Source organism: Gordonia sp. 'Campus', assembly GCF_022206305.1.
Taxonomy (GTDB): domain Bacteria; phylum Actinomycetota; class Actinomycetes; order Mycobacteriales; family Mycobacteriaceae; genus Gordonia.
Genome location: NZ_JAKOIW010000004.1, coordinates 187,079 through 206,027, shown reverse-complemented (window position 1 = coordinate 206,027; position 18,949 = coordinate 187,079). Strand labels below are relative to the sequence as shown.

Below are 18,949 nucleotides of genomic sequence, written 5' to 3'. Positions count from 1 at the left end.
ATCATCGAGCTCGGCCCGATGGCCCCCGACTCATCGTCGGGGGCCATCGTGCGTTCACGGGCGAACCCTGTTCACCCAACCCGCACCGACACGACACGCTGCGGTGGTCCCGCCGATGCCCGCCCTGGCTTTCATTCGAGACATGAACGCCATGCAGTCCTCCGTCCGCACCGATCATGTCGCGCGCGCCCGGTTCTCGCGGGCCGTACCGACCACCCTGTTGTCCGCGGGACCCATTCGCGTCCTCGTGTCCGACGACCCCGCCGACATCGTCGCGGCGCAGCGACTGCGCTACCAGGTCTTCGCCGCCGAGCCCGGCTTCTCCAACCGCATCGGTGACGCCGCGACGGGCCGCGACGCCGACCGCTTCGACGCGTTCTGCGAGCACCTGATCGTCCGGCACGACGACGACGGGGTCATCGGGTGCGCCCGCGTGCTCTCGCCGGCACGGGCGATCGCGGCCGGCGGGTGGTATTCGGCCACGGAGTTCGATCTCGCGGAGATGAGCGACATCGTCACGGCGACAGTCGAACTCGGCCGAGCGTGCGTGCACGCGGACCATCGCGACGGTTCGGTCACCGCGCTGATGTGGGCCGCCCTGCTCCAGTACATGGAGGAGGCTGATCTCCGCTATCTCATGGGCTGCGTATCGGTGCCCCTCCACAGCCCGGGGGAGTGGTTACCCGGGTCGGCCATGCGCGCATTGCGCGATCGGTTGCGGGCCGAGCACCTGGACCCCCACCGCAGTGCGCGCCCGCTCGTCGCCGCCCGGATCGGCGGACGCCTGCTCGACGACATCGAGCCCGCCGACACGGTCGCGATGCCGCCGCTCATGCGAGGCTACCTACGGCTGGGCGCTCGGATCTGCGGCGAGCCCGCCGTCGACGAGGTCTTCGACGTCGCGGATTTCCTGACGCTCCTCGATCGGGAAGGCGCCAACAAGCGGTACCTCGACCGTCTGCGGTCCAGCGCCCGCCGCCTCGGCGGAGCCCGGGCCGACGCGGCCACCCCGGCTTCGGGCACCCCGGCACGATGACCGCCCTTCTGGTCGGGCCGGCCACCGCCGAGACCGCCCGCATCCCGAAGTCGGCAGGTGTCCCGAGGGCCGGCGCCGTCTCGGAACGGTGCGCAGTCCCGGAGCCGAGCATTGCCTCGCACCGGGACCGCGTCGCCGCTCCGCACGCGACCCGGCCCCGGCCGCTCGGATGTGTGCCACCGGGCGACGTCGGCCCCCGATCGCACCCGTGGTTCCCCGTCAGCACGTGCGGCGACTCGTGCATCGGTCCACGGGTCTCGCGACGGCTGACCGCCGTGGCGGACGCGACAGTCGTCATGTGGCGTCTGTTCCGCCTGGCCGTGGTCGTGACGTGGATCGTGTGGGCGGCTTCGACGGCCCGCATGTCCGCCCGGCTGCGTCACCGCCCGCCGCGTGCACTCCGTGGACCGGCGTCCGCGGCTCTGCTGAGAGCCCTGGGCATCAGCGTCGACGTCGAGGACCTGCGGGGCGATCCGTCCGGGCCGGGACTCGTGGTCGCCAACCACATCTCGTTCCTCGACGTGCTCGCGCTGGCCCTCATCAGTCCGGCCCACGTGGTCGCGAAGTCCGATGTCGTCGCGATGCCGGTGGTGTCGTCCCTGGCCCGTCGGTTCGGGGTGATCGCGGTCGACCGTGCGACGCTTCGCGGACTGCCGTCGACGGTGGGCGAGGTGGCGGACCGACTACACGGGGACACCTCGGTCATCGTGTTCCCCGAGGGCACCACATATTGCGGACGCACCGGCGGCGCGTTCCGTCCGGCGTTCTTCCAGGCCGCCATCGACGCCGACGTCCCGGTGGTGCCCGTCCGTCTGCGATTCGTCGGCGTGGACGGGACCACCGCCACGGCGCCGAGCTTCATCGGCGCCGACACCCCGGCGGACACCCTTCGGCGCGTGCTGCGCACTCGTGGTCTTGCCCTCACGATCGTGATCCACCCCGCCGAGTCGCCCGGGCGCGATCGTCGCGAACTGGCGGGACGCTGCGAGCGGGCGGTGACCGGTTCGGCGACCACCGCGAAAAGTGACATCATCCGTTCTCTCATATAGGTTTCATCGGTACCGTTCCGTACCCAGCGGACGACCTGATGTGTACCCAGGAGGCCGACGATGACGTCCACCCAGACCCGAGAAGCCGCGCGCGCCAAGTTCTTCGAGCTGCGCGACGTCGACGGCCGCGTCGACGACGCCGATCTCGACACCGTGTGGGCGGGCTTGGCCACCCTGCGTCCCGAGGAGATGCTCGGTGCGTGGAAGGGCGGGGAGTTCACCACCGGGCATGCCATCAACGGGATGCTGGGAAAGGCCGGCTGGTACGGCAAGACCTTCACCTCGCGCAGCGACGTGCAACCGTTGGTGTGTCGCGACGAGAACGGCAACCTGTACTCCAACACCAAGCTCGGCAAGGGCGAGGCGAGCCTATGGGCGATCGAGTTCCGGGGTGAGATCACCGCGTCGATGGTCTACGACGGACAGGCGGTCATCGACCACTTCAAGCGGGTCGACGACACGACGGTGATGGGCATCATGAACGGAAAAGGCGGCGTCATCGACGGTCGCCACCTGTACTTCTACCTCGAGCGCGCCTGACCGATCCGCCTTCGGGACCGGCCAGATCGCCGATCGCGGAATTTGTCGGCGACCCACACGCGTTTATCCTTGCTAGCGATGCCCGAATCAAGCCGACCGCCCGTGCCGAACAGCAAGGGGGCGCCCGTCTACCTCGACCACGCCGCTTCGACGCAGATGCTGCCCGAAGCCGTCGAGGCGATGACCGCTGTCTACGCGCAGCCTGGTAACGCGTCCTCGCTGCACGGCTCCGGCCGCACCGCGCGTCGTCGGCTCGAGGAGGCGCGGGAAGCGATCGCCGCGGCCGTCGGGGCCCGCCCGTCGGAGGTCGTCTTCACCGGCGGTGGAACCGAGTCGGACAACCTGGCGATCAAGGGAATCTACTGGTCTCGGCGGCGGGCCGATCAGCGACGCCGTCGGATCATCACCTCCGCTGTCGAACATCATGCGGTCCTCGATCCCGCGCAGTGGCTGGCCGAGGCGGCGGATGCCGAGCTCGTCCTCCTGCCTGTGGACGCCGCCGGCGTGGTCTCGGTCGCCGACCTGCGTGCCGAGCTCGAGACCCACGCCGAGGAGACCGCACTCATCTCGGTGATGTGGGCCAACAACGAGGTCGGGTCGATCCAGCCGATCGCGGAGATCGCCGCGCTCGGCGCCGAATTCGACGTGCCCGTGCATTCCGACGCGATCCAGGCCGTCGGCCACCTTCCGGTCGACTTCGCGGCGAGCGGACTGTCGGCACTCTCACTGACGGCCCACAAGTTCGGCGGACCGCAGGGTGTCGGCGCGCTGCTGCTCGGCCGAGATGTCGGTTGTGTACCCCTGCAGCACGGCGGCGGGCACGAGCGCGACGTCCGGTCGGGAACACAGGATGTCGCCGGCGCTGTCGGCATGGCGACGGCGTTGTCGTGGTGCGTCGAGCACCTTGCCGAGAACACCGTGCACGTCCGTGCGCTACAGGAGCGGCTCACCGAGATCCTCCTCGGCGTCGACGGTACGACGCGCAACGGCGCCGACCCCGATCAGCGGCTGCCGGGCAACGTCCACGTGTCTTTCGCCGGGTGTGAGGGCGACTCCCTCCTGATGCTGCTGGACGCGAAGGGCGTGGAGTGCTCGACCGGCTCCGCGTGCACGGCCGGTGTCGCGCAGGCCAGCCACGTACTGCTCGCGATGGGGCTCGACATGGCCGACGCCCGCTCATCGCTGCGGTTCTCCCTCGCTCCCACGACAACCGACGCCGACATCGATGCGGTCGCCGCGGTCATCGACGAGGTCGTCGACCGTGCGCGCGCGGCGGGCCTCGTGTCCGCGCCCGGTGGAAGGATCTCCTGATGCGTGTACTCGCGGCGATGAGCGGCGGCGTCGACTCCGCGGTGGCGGCGGCACGGGCTGTCGAGGCCGGCCACGAGGTGGTCGGTGTGCACCTCGCGCTCTCCACCGCACCGGGGGCGCTGCGGACCGGTTCGCGCGGTTGCTGCTCCCGTGAGGACGCCTCGGACGCGCGGCGTGCCGCGGACGTCCTGGGCATCCCGTTCTACGTGTGGGACTTCGCCGACCGGTTCAAAGACGACGTCATCGACGAGTTCGTCGAGGCATACGCCGCCGGCCGCACCCCCAACCCGTGTCTGACCTGCAACGAGAAGATCAAGTTCGCGGCCCTCGCGGACAAGGCCGTCGCCCTCGGTTTCGACGCGCTCGCCACCGGTCACTACGCGCAACTCGTCGACGGCGAACTGCGCCGCGCGGTCGACGCGGACAAGGACCAGTCCTATGTGCTCGCGGTCCTGACCCGGGACCAGCTCGCGCGGGCGATGTTCCCGATCGGGGACACCCCCAAGAGCGAGATCCGCGCCGAGGCCGCCCGCCGCGGGCTGGCCGTCGCGGACAAGCCCGACTCACACGACATCTGCTTCATCCCCAGCGGCGACACCCGCGCGTTCCTCGGCGCGCGCATCGGCGTCCGGCCGGGCGCGGTGGTCGACGCCTCGTCGGGTGAGCGCCTCGCCGACCACGACGGCGTCCACGGTTTCACGATCGGGCAACGCAAGGGGCTGGGCATCGACGCGCCGGCGGCTGATGGCAAGCCGCGCTATGTCACCCAGATCGATCCCGACTCGGGGACGGTGACCGTCGGTACGGCCGATGATCTCCAGGTCTGGGGAATCACCGCCACCCGCGCGGTCTGGACGTCGGGTGTGACCCCGGACGAGCCCTTCGACGCCATGGTCCAGGTCCGCGCACACGGCGGTCTGGCGCCGGTGCGGGCGACCCCGATCACGGTCGACGGCGAAGCGGGCATCGACATCGCGCTGCAGGAGCCGCTCACCGGCGTCGCCCGCGGTCAGGCCGCGGTGCTCTATCTCCCCGACGCCCGGCGCGGCGACCAGGTCATCGGGTGCGGACGCATCGCCACCACCTCGGCGCAGCCGACACCGGTCGCCGCTCGGTGACCCACCCCGTCCTGCCCACCGGCCTCGGCACCGGTGTGGGCTCGATGCCGGGCACCGACCCGCGTGCCGCCGCGGAAGTGGTCAACGGCGAACTCGATCTCGCCCACCTCGTCGAACTCCCCGGCCGGGGGATCGGCTCCGACCTGATCGGCCGCATGGCGGCCATCCTCGTCGACCTCCCGATGGACACCGCGACCTGGGGTTACCGGCTCGCGCAGCGCCATTCGCGGCTCGCGCGGCGTGCCACCGATCTACTCAGCGAAGATCTGGACGTCGTCGAGGAGCTCTGGGAGACAGCGGGTTTCGTCGGTACCGGACGGTCGTTCAAAGTGCAGGTCGCCGGGCCGTTCACGACCTCGGCGTCGGTCGAGTTGGCCAATGGCCAACGCGTGCTGAAAGATCCGGGTGCGGTCCGCGATGTGGTGGCGTCGACCGCCGAGGGGATCCGCGAACATGTCCGCGAGGTCGAGAGGCGGCTCGGGGCCCGCGTCGTCGTCCAGCTCGACGAGCCGATGGTGGGGCAGGTCATCGACGGCACGGTCAAGCCGCTGACCCGCTTCGATCCGATCCGCGCGATCCCGGCGGTCGAGGTGGCGCGCGCTCTCACCGAACTCGTCGACCACATCGGTGTTCCGGTGATCCTGCACGACTGCAACCGTCCGCGGTGGGATCTGCTCGCCCATCTTCGTTCGGTGGCCTACTCGATCGATCTCACCCGGCCCCGTGACGCGGACCTCGACGGCATCGGGATGCTCGTCGATCGGGGCGACACTCTGGTCGCCGGTGTCGTGCCCTCGACCCCGCCGGAACGACGGCTCGATGCCGAGACGGTCGCCGTGGACCTCGCTGCGATCACCGACCGCATCGGACTGAATCGACAAGTGCTGTCGGACAACGTTATCGTCACTCCCACTTGCGGACTGGCCGGTGCTTCGTCCGACTGGGCGAAAAGGGCGCTGGCGATCACCGCCGAAGCCGGCCAGTTCCTCGGAACCGATCCGACTGCGCTGTAGCGAAGGATCAAGGGAGCAACGACTGCGGGGCAAATGGACTGCGGGCGAATCCCGGCAGCCCTATCCTCATCGGTATGCCGCACCCGATCATGTTCGACGATGCCGATCCGTACCTGGGCCGGATACGCGAGATCGCGTTGGCCCTGCCCGACGCCACCGAGGTGGTCGCACACGGTCGCCCGACGTTTCGCTGCGGCAAGATGTTCGCCAACTACGGGGGTGGCGTCAAGGGTTCCAAGGTGCGCCACGACCAGTCGATCCTCGTCATCGCCGAGGAGGCCGAACGGCCCGCCCTCCTCGAGGACCCGCGATTCTTCCTGCCCGCCTATCTCGGTCCCTCCGGTTGGGTGGGTCTGATCCTCGACGACACCACCGACTGGGATGAGGTGACCGAGCTCCTCGATGCCAGCTATCGCCAGATCGCGCCGAAGGGTTCGCTCGCCAAGCTCGACGCCTTGTGAGCCGTGCTCCCTCCCATCAGTGAGAGCGATCTCTGAGAGTGTGGGACCGTGACGACAACCTATCGGGACTACCTGTGGTTCAACGACGACGAATTCGCCGGCTGGCGAGCGAACGGACACGTGGTCAGCCTCATTCGTGATACCACCGCTGACGATGTCCTCGATGCCTTGTCCGCCTTCAGCCGGCGTCCACGCGGGGTCGGGTTGGAGGGGTTCGGCGGCCGGGCGATGGAGTTCGAAACGCTGGGCCTGGCCACCTTGGGGTCGCAGGCGGTTCAGACCGTGGGGGTTGCGGACATCGGCGACGGCTGGGTGTTGCTGATCCAGCACAACAGTGAATACCTCGGCGTCACCGATGATCTGTTCAGGCCCGTCATCGAGAAGCACGAGGTGGTCAGCCACTTCAGCAACGTCAACGCGAACTCTCGCTTTGTGTGGTGGCGCGATGGGCAGCGAGAGATTTCATTTGAACCGATGTTCCCTTCCTGGGATGTCGACCGGGCCCGGTCGACAACGACCACCGGGTCGTCGACATTGTTCGATCTGATGTCCGAAGTCGGTGGATTCGAGCTCGAGGAGGCCGACGAACCCCGCTCCGAGTTCTTTCACATCGAAGCCAGTTTCGCACTTGCCGAGCGGCTCACCGGGATTCCGGTCACCAAGGAGATGATCAAAACAGCCGAGTTCACCGTCGCCCTGGTACCCACCACCACCGAGCCTCAAGCGCCCTATGCCCACGAAATCCCACCGCGGGTTCCGCTGCTGGGGGAGAGAGCAACGTGGAGCGAGGTGCACCAGCTGTACCGGTCGGCCGGCGAAGCCACTGTTCACGCGACGATGGTGCTCTCCGAGGATCAGGGCGGTAGCGAGGAGCGCCACGAGGTGGAGTTCTGGTACTCGCCGTTCGAGGGAATCCGGCAGGTCGACGACGAAGGGTTGCTCTCCGTTGGCGACTCCTCGGGGCGTCACTGGCACCGTGGGCCGTACTCGCCGAACACGTGGCCCGATCAAATGGTCGCGATACACCGACGCTGGGATCAGCAAGTCCCGTTTCGTTTGGTTATCGATCCCACCAGTGCGGGAACGGCCACCGAGGTCAACGGGCGCCGAGCGTGGGAGTTCGTGTTCCCTCCTGACATCTTCGGCCCGGTAGCAGTTGCATTCGATGCTCACACCGGCATCCCGCTCCGCGCCGAAAGCGGCGACCGCACAGAAGAACTCTCCGACGTCAGACTCGACGAAACGTTCGCCGAGGACCTGTTCACACTGCCGGAGTGATCGGTTCAGCAGTCGGCAACGGGACTCCGTACTGGGGGCCGGTGGGCGTTCCTGGCGGCGAGAGTGCGACTTCTGTTGGTGGCTCGCTCTGTGACTGGTGGGGTTTCTGTTCACCACGGTTCACTGCGGTTCACTGCTGGTGCGCGAGTGACTTGTACTGAAGCGCAATGATATTCGCGGCGGAGTTGGTTGTGGAGAAACCTCGTTGTCGAACATATTTGCGGGTACCTTGGTGTCATGCCCTCGCTCACCGAACTCCGTGACACCCTCATCTCTCTGCAACCACCGCCCGACGACCGAACTGGTCGCCTGGTGTCCGACCGTCTCGACGAATTACGCGTACTGCGCAACGTTCTCGATCACCAGATCGCGGTACACGCAGCTCGTTTGGACGAGTCGGGCGCGCCGGCGCGGGCCGGGTCGACGACGCGGAACATGTTGATCGAGATGGGGTTTGCGCCGGCGGCCGCGCACCGCTACATGCGGATCGCCGGTGGGGTGGTGTCGTTACCGAAGCTCGCCGACTGTGCGGCGCAGGGGTATCTGGCCGCGGAGTGTGTCGATGCGGTGGTACGCGGGGTCGGACTGATCGACAAACGCGCTGCAGTAACGCTTTCCGACGACGAACGGAGTGTGTTCGAGACCGAGTTGTTGACGCAGGCGTTCTCCGGTGCCACCCCGGCCGAGATCGACGCCCATGCCCGCGCTATTGCGGTCGGTGTGGCCGACGCCGACCCGGACACGGTCGCGGCGGCTGATGATGCGTCGTTGAACACCCTGCACCTGCGGGTGACCGAGGATGGGCGGGTGGCGATCAGCGCGGAGGTGACGGCGGTGATCGGGGAGAAGTTTGTGTCGATGATCGACGAACGGTCCGGTCCGCGCCCGGAACCCGATGGTGCCGAGGATCGCCGCAGTGTCGGGCAACGCCGGGCGGACGGGTTGGAGGTGTTGTTGGATCAGGCGGCGCTTGGTGCGGCGATGACCACCGCCGGAGCACCGCGGACTCAGGTGTTGGTCACGGTTCCCGCTGATGGTGTCGATCCGGCGCGGTTGCCGTGGCTGGGGGCGGTGTCGGCGTCGACGGCGCGGCGCTTGTCCTGTGATGGCGGGGTGGCTGAGATCGTCCTCGACGCCGAGGGGGTGCCGCTGCGGATGGGCACCACGAAACGACTGTTCCCCCATCATCTGCGGCAAGCGATCATCGTGCGGGATGTGTGTTGTGTGAAATGTGGTGCCCCCGCGGCGCATACCCAGGTGCACCACATCGTGCATTGGGTTGATGGTGGGCCGACGGATCTGGACAACGGGTGTCTGTTGTGTCAGCGGTGTCATACCCAGGTGCATCACCACGGCTGGGAGGTGGTGATGGGTCCCGACCGGCATCCATGGCTGATCCCACCGGCCGATATCGACCCCCGGCGCCTACCCCGACCGGCCTACAACCGGCGCACCATGCGACTCGACGACGCCCTGGCGTAGCCACCCTCGCCCCGCTGACCCTCCGGCGTCGACACCCGACGCCACACGACCTTTGACAACTCCACAGTGTGTACCCGGCCCGCCCACCGGCATCTCGTGACAAAGAGGGTTCTTCAGCGTGCTGTTCCGGTCTGGGCTCGTCGAGGTCCCAGGTGTCGCCTCATGCCGCCGAGATCAGGCTCAATACGCTCGGTCGTCACGTCGACGACGGCCCCCTGTGCCGCTGCGACGACAAGCAGGGCATGTCGGCCCGCTCCGATACCCTCGGAACGTGGCAGATACAACGGAGTCGGGTCAGCCGGTCGCCGAGCAGTCGGGGTCGGAGGGCGGCCTGCGCGAGGAGTGGTCGGCACTCGCCGAGGAGATCCGCGAGCACCAGTTCCGCTACTACGTGAAGGACGCGCCCGTCATCACCGACGGCGAGTTCGATCTGTTGCTGCGTCGGCTGCAGGCGCTCGAGGACTCCCACCCCGAGCTGGCGGCGCCCGATTCGCCCACCAAGCTCGTGGGCGGCGGCTTCTCGACCGCGTTCTCGCCGGTGGACCATCTCGAACGAATGATGTCCCTGGACAACGTCTTCGACCACGACGAGATGCGCGCCTGGGTCGACCGGGTCGTCGCCGACGCGGGGGCTCGGGTCGACTTCCTCTGCGAACTCAAGATCGATGGAGTGGCGCTCGCGCTCGTCTATCGCAACGGTGTGCTCGTGCGGGGTGTCACACGCGGCGACGGCCGCACCGGCGAGGACGTGTCGCTGAACGCGCGCACGATCGACGACATCCCGATGCGGCTCACCGCGTCCGAGACGTATCCCGTGCCCGAGGTCCTCGAGGTCCGCGGCGAGGTCTTCTTCCGGGTGGAGGACTTCGAGGCGCTCAACGCCTCGCTTGTCGCCGAGGGCAAGCCCCCGTTCGCCAACCCGCGCAACTCGGCCGCGGGATCGCTCCGGCAGAAGAACCCGCAGATCACCGCGCGTCGCAAGCTCCGGATGATCTGCCACGGCATCGGCCACACCGAGGGCTGGCGGCCGGCGTCGCTCCACGACGCCTACCTCGCACTCGGAGAGTGGGGCCTGCCGGTGTCGACGCACACCACCAAGGTGTCCGGGGTCGACGAGATCGTGGACAAGATCGCGTACTGGGGCGAGCACCGCCACGACGTCGAACACGAGATCGACGGCATCGTGGTGAAGGTCGACGATGTCGGGGTCCAGCGCCGACTCGGTTCCACTTCGCGCGCGCCGCGCTGGGCGATCGCCTACAAGTACCCGCCCGAGGAAGCCACCACCAAGCTCCTGGACATCCAGGTCAACGTCGGAAGGACCGGCCGCGTCACCCCGTTCGCGGTCCTCGAACCCGTGCTCGTCGCCGGGTCGACGGTGTCGCGCGCGACCCTGCACAACGGCTCGGAGGTCAAGCGCAAGGGCGTGCTGATCGGCGACACCGTCACCATCCGCAAGGCCGGCGACGTCATCCCCGAGGTCCTCGGACCCGTCGTCGACCTACGCGAGGGCACCGAGGTCGAGTTCGAGATGCCGGAACTGTGTCCGGCATGCCAGACGCCGCTGCGGCCGGAGAAGGAGAGTGACGCCGACCTTCGGTGTCCGAACCAGGAGAGTTGCCCGGCTCAATTGCGCGAGCGGCTCTTTCACCTGGCCGGCCGCGGCTCCTTCGACATCGAGGCCCTGGGCTACGAAGCCGCATCGGCGCTGCTCTCGGCGGGAGTGCTCACCAACGAGGGCGACCTGTTCTCACTGACCGCCGACGAGCTCGTCCGGACCGATCTGTTCACCACCAAGGCGGGTGCGCTGTCGGCCAACGGCAAGCGTCTGTTGGCGAATCTGGACAAGGCCAAGGACGTGGCGCTGTGGCGCGTGCTGGTCGGGTTGTCGATCCGCCATGTCGGGCCCACCGCGGCCCGCGCGCTGGCCACCGAGTTCGGTTCCCTGGAGGCGATCGAGGCCGCCGACATCGAGCGGCTCGCCGCGGTCGAAGGGCTGGGGATGACCCTCGCCCAGTCCATCCACGACTGGTTCACCGTCGACTGGCACCGCGAGATCGTCGAGAAGTGGCGCGCCGCAGGTGTTTCCATGGAAGACGAGCGCGACGAGTCGATCCCGCGAACCCTCGAGGGAAAGACGATCGTCGTGACGGGATCACTGGTCGACTTCTCCCGGGACGGTGCCAAGGAAGCCATCTTGCAGCGTGGTGGCAAGGCGTCGGGGTCGGTGTCGAAGAAGACCGATTACGTGGTGGTCGGGGAGTCACCGGGTACCAAGGCGGACAAGGCCGAACAGCTCGGTGTGCCGGTCCTCGACGAGGACGCGTTCAAGAGACTGTTGGAGACCGGCAGCCCGGAATGATCTATCAGCCCGGAATGACCTATCAGCCCGGAATGGCCGATCACTCCAACGCGGTCTCGAACGCCCGGTACGCGCGCTGGTCGAACAGGACGAAGCGCACCTCGGCGATGGAGGTCTCGGGCAGGGTCGACCGGACCGTGTCGACGGCCCGGCGGGCGCCGTCGGCCATCGGCCAGCCGTAGACACCCGTCGAGATGGCCGGGAACGCGATCGTCGTCGCTCCCAATTCTGTTGCCAGACGTAGTGATTCGCGGTAACAGGAGACGAGCAGTGCTGATCGGTCCTCGTTATGGGAGTACACCGGGCCGACGGTGTGGATGATCCAGCGCGCGTCCAGATCGCCCGCGGTGGTGGCCACCGCCTCGCCGACGGGGAGTCCACGTGCGTAAGCGCCGGCGCGCAGCTGTTTGCATTCGGCCAGGATCGCCGGACCGCCGCGCCGGTGGATCGCGCCGTCGACCCCGCCGCCGCCGAGCAGGGTGGAGTTCGCGGCGTTGACGATCGCGTCGACCGACTGCGTCGTGATGTCGCCCTGGACGAGCTCGATGGACGTCATCGATCCATCATGCCCGTACTCCGGGCCAGATGTGCTCAGCTCTCGGAGCGCAGCACCGTACTCACGATGCCCGCGAGATAGCCGAGCCGCGCGACCTCCGACGGCCGGAAGTCCGGACCGCCGATCCGGCCGAGAAGGATGGCCTTGGCGTCGGCGCCCAATGGCGCCGCAGCCAGTCGTGTGTCCATGTCCTGCCAGGCGGCGGGCACCCAGTCACCCTCCGCGTCGAGCTGGGCCGCGTGCTCGAGGGGCAGCCAGTCCGCCGTGGTCAAGGGTGTCTCCGGCGCGCCGGAGGAGCCGAACAACTGCAGGACGCCGCCGCTGGCGGGGGTGATGACCATGGCCCACGAGACCCGGAGGACGCGTGGGGCGTTGTCGACCAGGACCTGCAGCCGGTCGCGACCCGCGGTCGCGACCTGATCGACCAGCTCGAGCTCGCGGTGCGTGTCGAGTACGCCCGAATAGGGCCGAATGGAGTCGACGCGCACACCGCTGACCTTCTCGGCCGCGGTGATCAGACTGTCGGGGAGGGCGCCGGGCGCCACCTCGACCACGAGATCGTCGACCGCGTACCCGTTCCCGCGCTCGACCACCTCGAGGGACAGGATGTCTGCACCGACGGACCCGAGTTGTACGGCGAGCACGCCGAGACTGCCCGGGCGATCTTCGAGCGAGACCCGCAAGAGGTAGGACACGGCGCCATTCTCGCACCCGCGGCCGACCCGCGCGCACCGCCCGGGTCGGCAACGGTGGCCGGGGACAGCAGGCATCCTGGGGACAACGGGGATCGCGCGTTCCCATAGTCTGGGTGTCGCACCCTGCGTCGTGAACGGTCCGGACGAGACCGCCGGATGACATCCACGCGCAGTGACAGAGAACCACGAGGATGTTGTGGAAGGAAGGACGCTGAAGTGGCTGGCGAACCGAAGTCCATCTCGCGGGACGAGGTCGCGCACCTGGCGCGACTGTCGCGACTGGCGCTGAGCGAGGACGAACTCGATGTCTACGCCGAGCAGCTGGACTCGATCCTGACCCACGTCGCGTCGGTGTCGGAGGTGGCCGCCGACGACGTCCCGGGCACGGCCCATCCCGCCGAGCTCGCCAACGTGCTGCGTCCCGACGTGGTCGTCCCCGGACTGTCGACCGCGGAGGCCTTGTCCGGCGCGCCCGCCGTCGAACAGGACCGATTCGCCGTTCCGCAGATCCTGGGAGAAGAGCAGTGAGTGCCGCCGAGACAAACTTCGCCACACCGCGCGACTCCGGTGACCTGACCGGCCTGTCCGCCGCCGAGCTCGCCACCAGGATCGGTTCCCGCGAGATCAGCTCGCTGGAGGTCACGCAGGCCCACCTCGACCGCATCGCCGAGGTCGACGACCGGCTCGGTGCGTTCCTGCACGTCAGCGGGGCAGAGGCGCTCGTCGCCGCCAAGGCCGCCGACGACGCGATCGCCGCGGGTGAGGCCCCCTCCGCTCTGGCGGGCGTGCCCATCGCCCTCAAGGACGTCTTCACCACCGTCGACGCCCCCACCACGTGTGGGTCCCGGATTCTCGAGGGCTGGGTGCCGCCGTACGACGCCGCGGTCACCGAACGCCTTCGCGCAGCGGGTATCCCGATCCTGGGCAAGACCAACATGGACGAGTTCGCCATGGGCAGCTCGACCGAGAACTCCGCCTACCAGCTCACCCGGAACCCGTGGGACGTGAGCAAGATCCCGGGCGGGTCGGGCGGCGGCAGCGCCGCGGCACTCGCGTCGTACCAGGCGCCGCTGGCGATCGGCACCGATACCGGCGGCTCCATCCGTCAGCCGGCCGCGGTCACGGCGACGGTCGGTGTGAAGCCCACGTACGGCACCGTCTCGCGCTACGGCCTCGTCGCCTGTGCCTCGTCGCTCGACCAGGGCGGTCCCTGCGGCCGTACGGTACTCGACACCGCGATGCTGCACGAGATCATCGCCGGTCACGACCCGCGCGACTCGACGTCGATCGACGTCGCCGTGCCCGATGTGGTCGCCGCCGCCCGCGAAGGTGCCGAGCGGGACCTGACCGGCGTACGGATCGGCGTGGTCACCGAACTCCAGGGAGAGGGTTACCAGTCCGGCGTGCTCGAGTCCTTCCAGCAGGCCGTCGCGCTGCTCACCGAGCGCGGTGCCGAGGTCGTCGAGGTCAGCTGCCCGCACTTCACCTACGCACTCGGTGCGTACTACCTGATCCTGCCCTCGGAGGTGTCCTCCAATCTGGCCCGCTTCGACGCGATGCGCTACGGGCTGCGCGTCGGCGACGACGGTTCGCATTCGGCCGACGAGGTCATGGCGCTGAGTCGGGAGCAGGGATTCGGTCCAGAGGTCAAGCGCCGCATCATGATCGGTACGTATGCGCTGTCCTCGGGCTACTACGACGCCTACTACGGTCAGGCGCAGAAGGTCCGTACCCTCATCTCGCGCGACTTCACCTCGGCCTTCGAGAAGGTCGACGTCCTCATCTCGCCGACGACGCCGACGACGGCGTTCCCGATCGGCGAGAAGGTCGACGACCCGCTCGCGATGTACCTGTTCGACCTCTGCACCCTGCCGGTGAACCTCGCGGGCATCGGGTCGATGTCGGTGCCCTCGGGGTTGTCGGCCGACGACGGCATGCCCGTCGGCCTGCAGATCATGGCGCCCGCCCTCGCCGACGACCGGTTGTACCGGGTCGGCGCGTCCTATGAGGCGGCTCGCGGACCGATCGTCTGACCTGCCTGATCCGTCCCGTAGCGGTGGCCCACGCCTGCCTCGCCGTCCAGGGCGGCGAGCAGGTCCACGCTCGTCTGCACGAAGCTGACCACCGGCAGCCAGGGCGCCCGGGGCACCCGCGGACCGCCGCGGCGGGTGTCGCCGGTGTCGGTGTGCGGATGCCACAGGCTCGACACCGACCACCGCACGACGGGATCGCTGTGGTTGGCGAGGATCTTCCGAGGCGTGCGGGACGATTCCGCCACCGTGTCGGCCGGCGGTGCGGTGAGCACGGTCTCGTCGAAGAGCTCCGGGTGGTGTTCCTCGAACCAGATGCGGGCAGCGTCGGCGCCGACGGCCCCGAGGCTCTGCCCGTAGAGCACGACTTCGGGTCGGTTCTCGGCCGGTGCCATCCGCAATGCGCCGGCCAGCGCGCGGGCGGTCGCGATCGCCGACTCCGAGGCGCCGGACCGATCGGACACGAAGGCCTTCCAGGACGGGACGTCGGCGTAGGGCAGCGTGATGACCCGCACGTCGCCGAACCTGCGCGCGAATCCGTCGACAGCGGCGGGATCCACCCACCCTGACCCCGTCGGCACGGCCAGCACGACCGCGCGGGCCGCCTGCCCGCCCGACGCCACCCAGTCGTCCACCAATTGCTCTGCGGCGCGGTCGAAATCGTCGGGAGTGAGGACTCCTCGCAGCACCGGCCCGGGAGCCTGGACGACGGTGGAGACACGGGTGGCGCGCTGCTCGCCGGCTCCCGACTCGTCGGCCCCCGCGTCGGCGGGCGCCAGCAACCCGGCCGTCAGCGCCAGGGCGCATGCCGCGCCCACCGCGGCGACACGCGGCGCGGCGACGATCGCCACCACGACCGCGGCCGGGATCACCGTGATCGCCGCACACCATTCCCAGCCGACCGGCGTCGCCCCGACCGCTGAGCGGACGACGTTCTGCCACCACAGTGCGACGCCCGCGGTACACGTCATCACCACGATGCCCGCCCCGAAGGTGATCCGGCTCGCCTGTTCGTCAGCGGTGCGAGAACTCCGCCGGCGCACGAGCATGCCGATGATCGCACCCAGCGCGGTGGCCGCCGCGGCGACGACAGCCGCTGCGACCGCGCCGCGGGGCAGACTCCCCGGGTAGAGGGAGGCGATGTAGGCGGCCGTGACGGCTACGTTGATCGCCGGGTGGGGCCAGCGGCTCATGACCGCACCGCCTCGTGGGCCGGATCCACCAGCGCGCGTTCGAGAGTGGTGGTCACCAGCGCGGTGATCGATTCGTTGCCCGCGGGTGGCCCGCCGCGCTGTCGCCATGTGTTCCACGCGAGCCCCATTCGGGCTGCGGTAGCGGCCGCGGCGCAGCCGGGCGACCCGCAGGCCGCGTACATCCGGTTGATGAGCATCCGATCGAGGGCGACACGTGCCCACGGGCCCAGGGGCTCACCGTCTCGCTCCGCGGCACGCAAGAGGTCATAGCCGAAATCATGTGTGCGACAGAGCGGGGTGAAATCCGCGGGAAGCGGTACCGGCGAAGAGCAATCACCCTCCGGATCGATCGGGTACCCGTCGACGATGTCGGGGGAATAGCCCTGGGTCAGTGCGAACGACCGGGGCAGCACCGCCACCGCCGCGGACGGTCGTGGACCCGACAGTGCGACGACCGTGGCGGCATACGGATTTGCGGCGTCGGCCGGGGGAGCGGTCACCGCCGTGCCGACGGTCGACGGTCCGGCGACGGCATGGGCGGTCGAGAACCACTGTCCGGTGAGGAGAACGGACAGCGTCAGCGCGGCCACCCACCACCGCGCCTGACCGCGCGCCGTCGAACCCTGCGGATGATGTAAGTCACTGGCGGAAGAGCGATTTCGGTGCAACGTCGATCTGGTCATGGTCGTCGACGCTATGGCGCCCGACCGCGACGCCACATCGTTCGCCGGGGCCGTTCGTTCTCGTCCTGAGGGGGGCGTCGCCGCCCGAGATCCATACCGCCGCGCGAGGCCGTATCCCCCGAAAGTATGAGGTGTTCCCGCGGTCGGCGAGCCTAGGGTGAAGGCATGTTCGGATACCGCAAGACACTCCGCAAGGCGGGTGCGTCCTCGCTGGAGTGGGCTGCGACCGCGCCGGTGGCACAGGACCCCGCGGTGCGGCACTACTTCTCGTCGCGCATCAACTGGTTCTTCCTGTTCGTGGCGCTCGTCATGTACTCGGTCTCCTGGCCGACGCTGCCCATCACCCACGCCGTACCGGCGTTCGTGTTGCCCGTGGTCGCGGCGTTCGCGGCGCTGCCGATCGCCCTCGCGTGGTCGGCGCCGCTGGTCGGCTGGGGCGTCTCGGTGGTCTCGGCGCAACTCATCGGCATCGTCGTGCCCGCAAGGGACTCGTGGGAACTGACCATCCAGGTCACCCACCTCATTGAGCTGCTCGTCCTCACGTTCATGGCCTTGCTCCGGTGCCCGCTCCGGTGGATACCCGTGGTGTGGGCGTCGACGTCGATCGTGATGGCGTTCGCCGTACAACCGTCCGCCCGGATCGGCTGGGTGTTCGGCATCTCGGTGCTCGCCGTCGTGGTCGCACTGCTCCGCGGGCTCATGGCTTCCCGTCGGCAGCTGGCGGTGCGCACCGAACAGACGCAGGCCGCCGAGGCGGAGGCGGCGGTGTTGCAGGAACGCGCCCGGATCGCACGCGATCTGCACGACGTGGTGGCACATCGCATGTCGATGGTCGTGGTGATGTCGCAGACCGCCCGTTACCGGGTGCCCGATGTGAGTCCCTCGGCCGCAGCGGAATTCGAGGCCATCGCCGAGGCCGCGCGCACCTCCCTCGACGAGGTGCGACAGCTGCTCGGCGTCCTGCGTGTCGAGGGCGCCGATGCCGTCGGCGCACCGAATCCAGGTTTGGCAGAACTCGATTCGCTGGTGTCGGAGACGCGTCGCGCAGGATCTGACGTCACCCTGCGCCGCGAGGTCCAGCCGGAAGAGGTGGGTGAGTCGGCGGCTCTGGTGATGTATCGGATCGTGCAGGAGTCCCTCGCGAATGCCACTCGACATGCGCCGGGAGGGCACGTGGACGTGAGCGTCGCCTGGGCCGGCGGCGACCTCGTCGAGGTCGCCGTGGTCAACACTCCCGCCACGGCCGAACCGTTACACCTCGGCGGCAGTGGCGTCGGCATCCCGGGCATGATCGATCGGGCCCAGGCGGTGGGTGGTTCCCTCACCGCGGCGCCGACCCCGACCGGGGGTTTCGCGGTACGCGCGCTGATCCCGTCGGCGCCACGCCGGGACGGTGTCGTCGTCGCCGAGATCGCGACCGTTCCGGGTTCCGTCGAGTCGCCGTCCGGGCGGTAGCGTAGCGGCGTGCCGATCACCGTAGTCATCGCCGATGACCAGGCCATGGTGCGTCAAGGATTCTCGGCGCTGCTCGCGGCCCAGCCGGACCTGTCGGTCCTGGGCGACGCCTCCGACGGGGTGGAAGCCGTCGAGGTGTGCCGCCGCGTCCGCCCCGACGTCGTCCTGATGGATGTGCGGATGCCGCGCAAGGACGGGCTGTGGGCCGCCGAACAGATCCTGGGGTCGTCGACCGAGCCACCCACGCGGGTACTGATGCTGACGACCTTCGACATCGACGACTACGTCTACGAGGCGTTGCGCATCGGAGCCTCGGGCTTCCTGCTGAAGGACGCACCCGCCGACGAACTCGTCCGGGCGGTGCGCGTGGTCGCGGCCGGCGAGGCGCTGCTGGCGCCGTCGATCACGCGGCGGCTGATCACCGAGGTGACGGCCAACCGCCGGCGGCAGCCACGTGATGCCCGTCTGGACACCCTCACCCCCCGCGAGCGGGAGGTGCTCGACCTGGTCGCCGACGGCAAGTCCAACGCCGAGATCGGTGCCGAGCTGTACGTCACCGAGCAGACGGTGAAAACCCATGTGAGCAGCCTGCTGGGAAAGCTCGGTCTGCGCGATCGGGCGCAGGCGGTGGTCTTCGCCTACGAGAACGGCATCAAGTGATCTAGGGATCAGGAATTTCTGGGCCTG

The 18,949-nt window shown here is 68.8% G+C and carries 18 protein-coding genes; 14 read left to right on the top strand and 4 right to left on the bottom strand.

All coding sequences use genetic code 11. From position 1 onward, the window contains the following. The first annotated feature begins 115 nt into the window (after positions 1-115). The 10 genes from MAY35_RS06390 to ligA all read left to right on the top strand — a co-directional run bounded on the left by MAY35_RS06390 (position 116) and on the right by ligA (position 11,650). Positions 116-1,036, top strand: a complete 921-nt coding sequence (locus MAY35_RS06390) for a GNAT family N-acetyltransferase (protein WP_238420030.1) — start codon at positions 116-118, stop codon at positions 1,034-1,036. Continuing rightward, positions 1,033-2,085, top strand: coding sequence for a 1-acyl-sn-glycerol-3-phosphate acyltransferase (locus MAY35_RS06385; protein WP_238420029.1), 1,053 nt, complete (start codon positions 1,033-1,035; stop codon positions 2,083-2,085). Before MAY35_RS06390 ends, MAY35_RS06385 begins: the two co-directional genes overlap by 4 nt. Before the next feature lie 60 nt (positions 2,086-2,145). Then, on the top strand, positions 2,146-2,625 hold the full coding sequence (locus MAY35_RS06380) for a DUF4334 domain-containing protein (RefSeq protein WP_238420028.1): 480 nt from the start codon (positions 2,146-2,148) through the stop codon (positions 2,623-2,625). Positions 2,626-2,703: 78 nt separating this feature from the next. Next, positions 2,704-3,936, top strand: coding sequence for a cysteine desulfurase family protein (locus MAY35_RS06375; protein ID WP_238420027.1), 1,233 nt, complete (start codon positions 2,704-2,706; stop codon positions 3,934-3,936). Further along, the gene (gene mnmA / locus MAY35_RS06370) at positions 3,936-5,054 is read left to right on the top strand and encodes a tRNA 2-thiouridine(34) synthase MnmA (RefSeq protein WP_238420026.1); all 1,119 of its coding nucleotides are present in this window, start codon (positions 3,936-3,938) and stop codon (positions 5,052-5,054) included. The genes MAY35_RS06375 and mnmA overlap by 1 nt, the downstream gene beginning before the upstream one ends. After that, complete coding sequence (locus MAY35_RS06365) at positions 5,051-6,067, top strand: vitamin-B12 independent methionine synthase (RefSeq protein ID WP_308192443.1); 1,017 nt, start codon at positions 5,051-5,053, stop codon at positions 6,065-6,067. The genes mnmA and MAY35_RS06365 overlap by 4 nt, the downstream gene beginning before the upstream one ends. Positions 6,068-6,141: 74 nt before the next feature. Beyond that, a complete protein-coding gene (locus MAY35_RS06360; protein ID WP_238420023.1) occupies positions 6,142-6,528 on the top strand; it encodes an MmcQ/YjbR family DNA-binding protein in 387 nt (128 codons plus the stop codon). Between the two features lie 48 nt (positions 6,529-6,576). After that, a complete protein-coding gene (locus tag MAY35_RS06355; protein WP_238420022.1) occupies positions 6,577-7,806 on the top strand; it encodes a DUF6461 domain-containing protein in 1,230 nt (409 codons plus the stop codon). A gap of 237 nt (positions 7,807-8,043) precedes the next feature. Beyond that, a complete protein-coding gene (locus tag MAY35_RS06350; protein WP_238420021.1) occupies positions 8,044-9,288 on the top strand; it encodes an HNH endonuclease signature motif containing protein in 1,245 nt (414 codons plus the stop codon). Between the two features lie 271 nt (positions 9,289-9,559). Beyond that, positions 9,560-11,650, top strand: a complete 2,091-nt coding sequence (ligA, locus tag MAY35_RS06345) for an NAD-dependent DNA ligase LigA (RefSeq protein ID WP_238420020.1) — start codon at positions 9,560-9,562, stop codon at positions 11,648-11,650. A 40-nt stretch (positions 11,651-11,690) separates the two neighbouring features. Here the strand turns inward: ligA and MAY35_RS06340 are convergent, their stop codons facing one another. Together MAY35_RS06340 and MAY35_RS06335 are read right to left on the bottom strand one after the other, a co-directional pair. Beyond that, positions 11,691-12,206 (bottom strand): O-acetyl-ADP-ribose deacetylase, encoded by a 516-nt coding sequence (locus MAY35_RS06340; protein ID WP_238420019.1) that lies wholly within the window; start codon positions 12,204-12,206, stop codon positions 11,691-11,693. Between the two features lie 35 nt (positions 12,207-12,241). Continuing rightward, positions 12,242-12,901 carry an amino acid-binding protein gene (locus MAY35_RS06335; RefSeq protein WP_238420018.1) on the bottom strand — a complete coding sequence of 220 codons (660 nt, stop codon included), beginning with the start codon at positions 12,899-12,901 and terminating at the stop codon, positions 12,242-12,244. Between the two features lie 216 nt (positions 12,902-13,117). Here MAY35_RS06335 and gatC point away from each other — a divergent pair, with 216 nt between their 5' ends. Both gatC and gatA read left to right on the top strand, forming a co-directional pair. Next, complete coding sequence (gene gatC, locus MAY35_RS06330; protein WP_238420017.1) at positions 13,118-13,429, top strand: Asp-tRNA(Asn)/Glu-tRNA(Gln) amidotransferase subunit GatC; 312 nt, start codon at positions 13,118-13,120, stop codon at positions 13,427-13,429. After that, on the top strand, positions 13,426-14,934 hold the full coding sequence (gene gatA / locus MAY35_RS06325; protein ID WP_238420014.1) for an Asp-tRNA(Asn)/Glu-tRNA(Gln) amidotransferase subunit GatA: 1,509 nt from the start codon (positions 13,426-13,428) through the stop codon (positions 14,932-14,934). Before gatC ends, gatA begins: the two co-directional genes overlap by 4 nt. On the opposite strand, the gene MAY35_RS06320 is transcribed toward gatA, so the two are convergent. Next, the gene (locus MAY35_RS06320; RefSeq protein ID WP_238420012.1) at positions 14,904-16,124 is read right to left on the bottom strand and encodes an alpha/beta-hydrolase family protein; all 1,221 of its coding nucleotides are present in this window, start codon (positions 16,122-16,124) and stop codon (positions 14,904-14,906) included. The two genes, gatA and MAY35_RS06320, sit on opposite strands and share 31 nt — an antisense overlap. After that, entirely contained in the window at positions 16,121-16,714 is a 594-nt protein-coding gene (locus MAY35_RS06315; RefSeq protein ID WP_238420009.1) for a hypothetical protein, read from the bottom strand. Before MAY35_RS06315 ends, MAY35_RS06320 begins: the two co-directional genes overlap by 4 nt. Before the next feature lie 258 nt (positions 16,715-16,972). Here MAY35_RS06315 and MAY35_RS06310 point away from each other — a divergent pair, with 258 nt between their 5' ends. Together MAY35_RS06310 and MAY35_RS06305 are read left to right on the top strand one after the other, a co-directional pair. Next, entirely contained in the window at positions 16,973-18,262 is a 1,290-nt protein-coding gene (locus MAY35_RS06310) for a sensor histidine kinase (protein ID WP_238420006.1), read from the top strand. 9 nt (positions 18,263-18,271) lie between these two features. After that, positions 18,272-18,922, top strand: a complete 651-nt coding sequence (locus MAY35_RS06305; protein ID WP_238420005.1) for a response regulator transcription factor — start codon at positions 18,272-18,274, stop codon at positions 18,920-18,922. Positions 18,923-18,949: the final 27 nt, after the last annotated feature.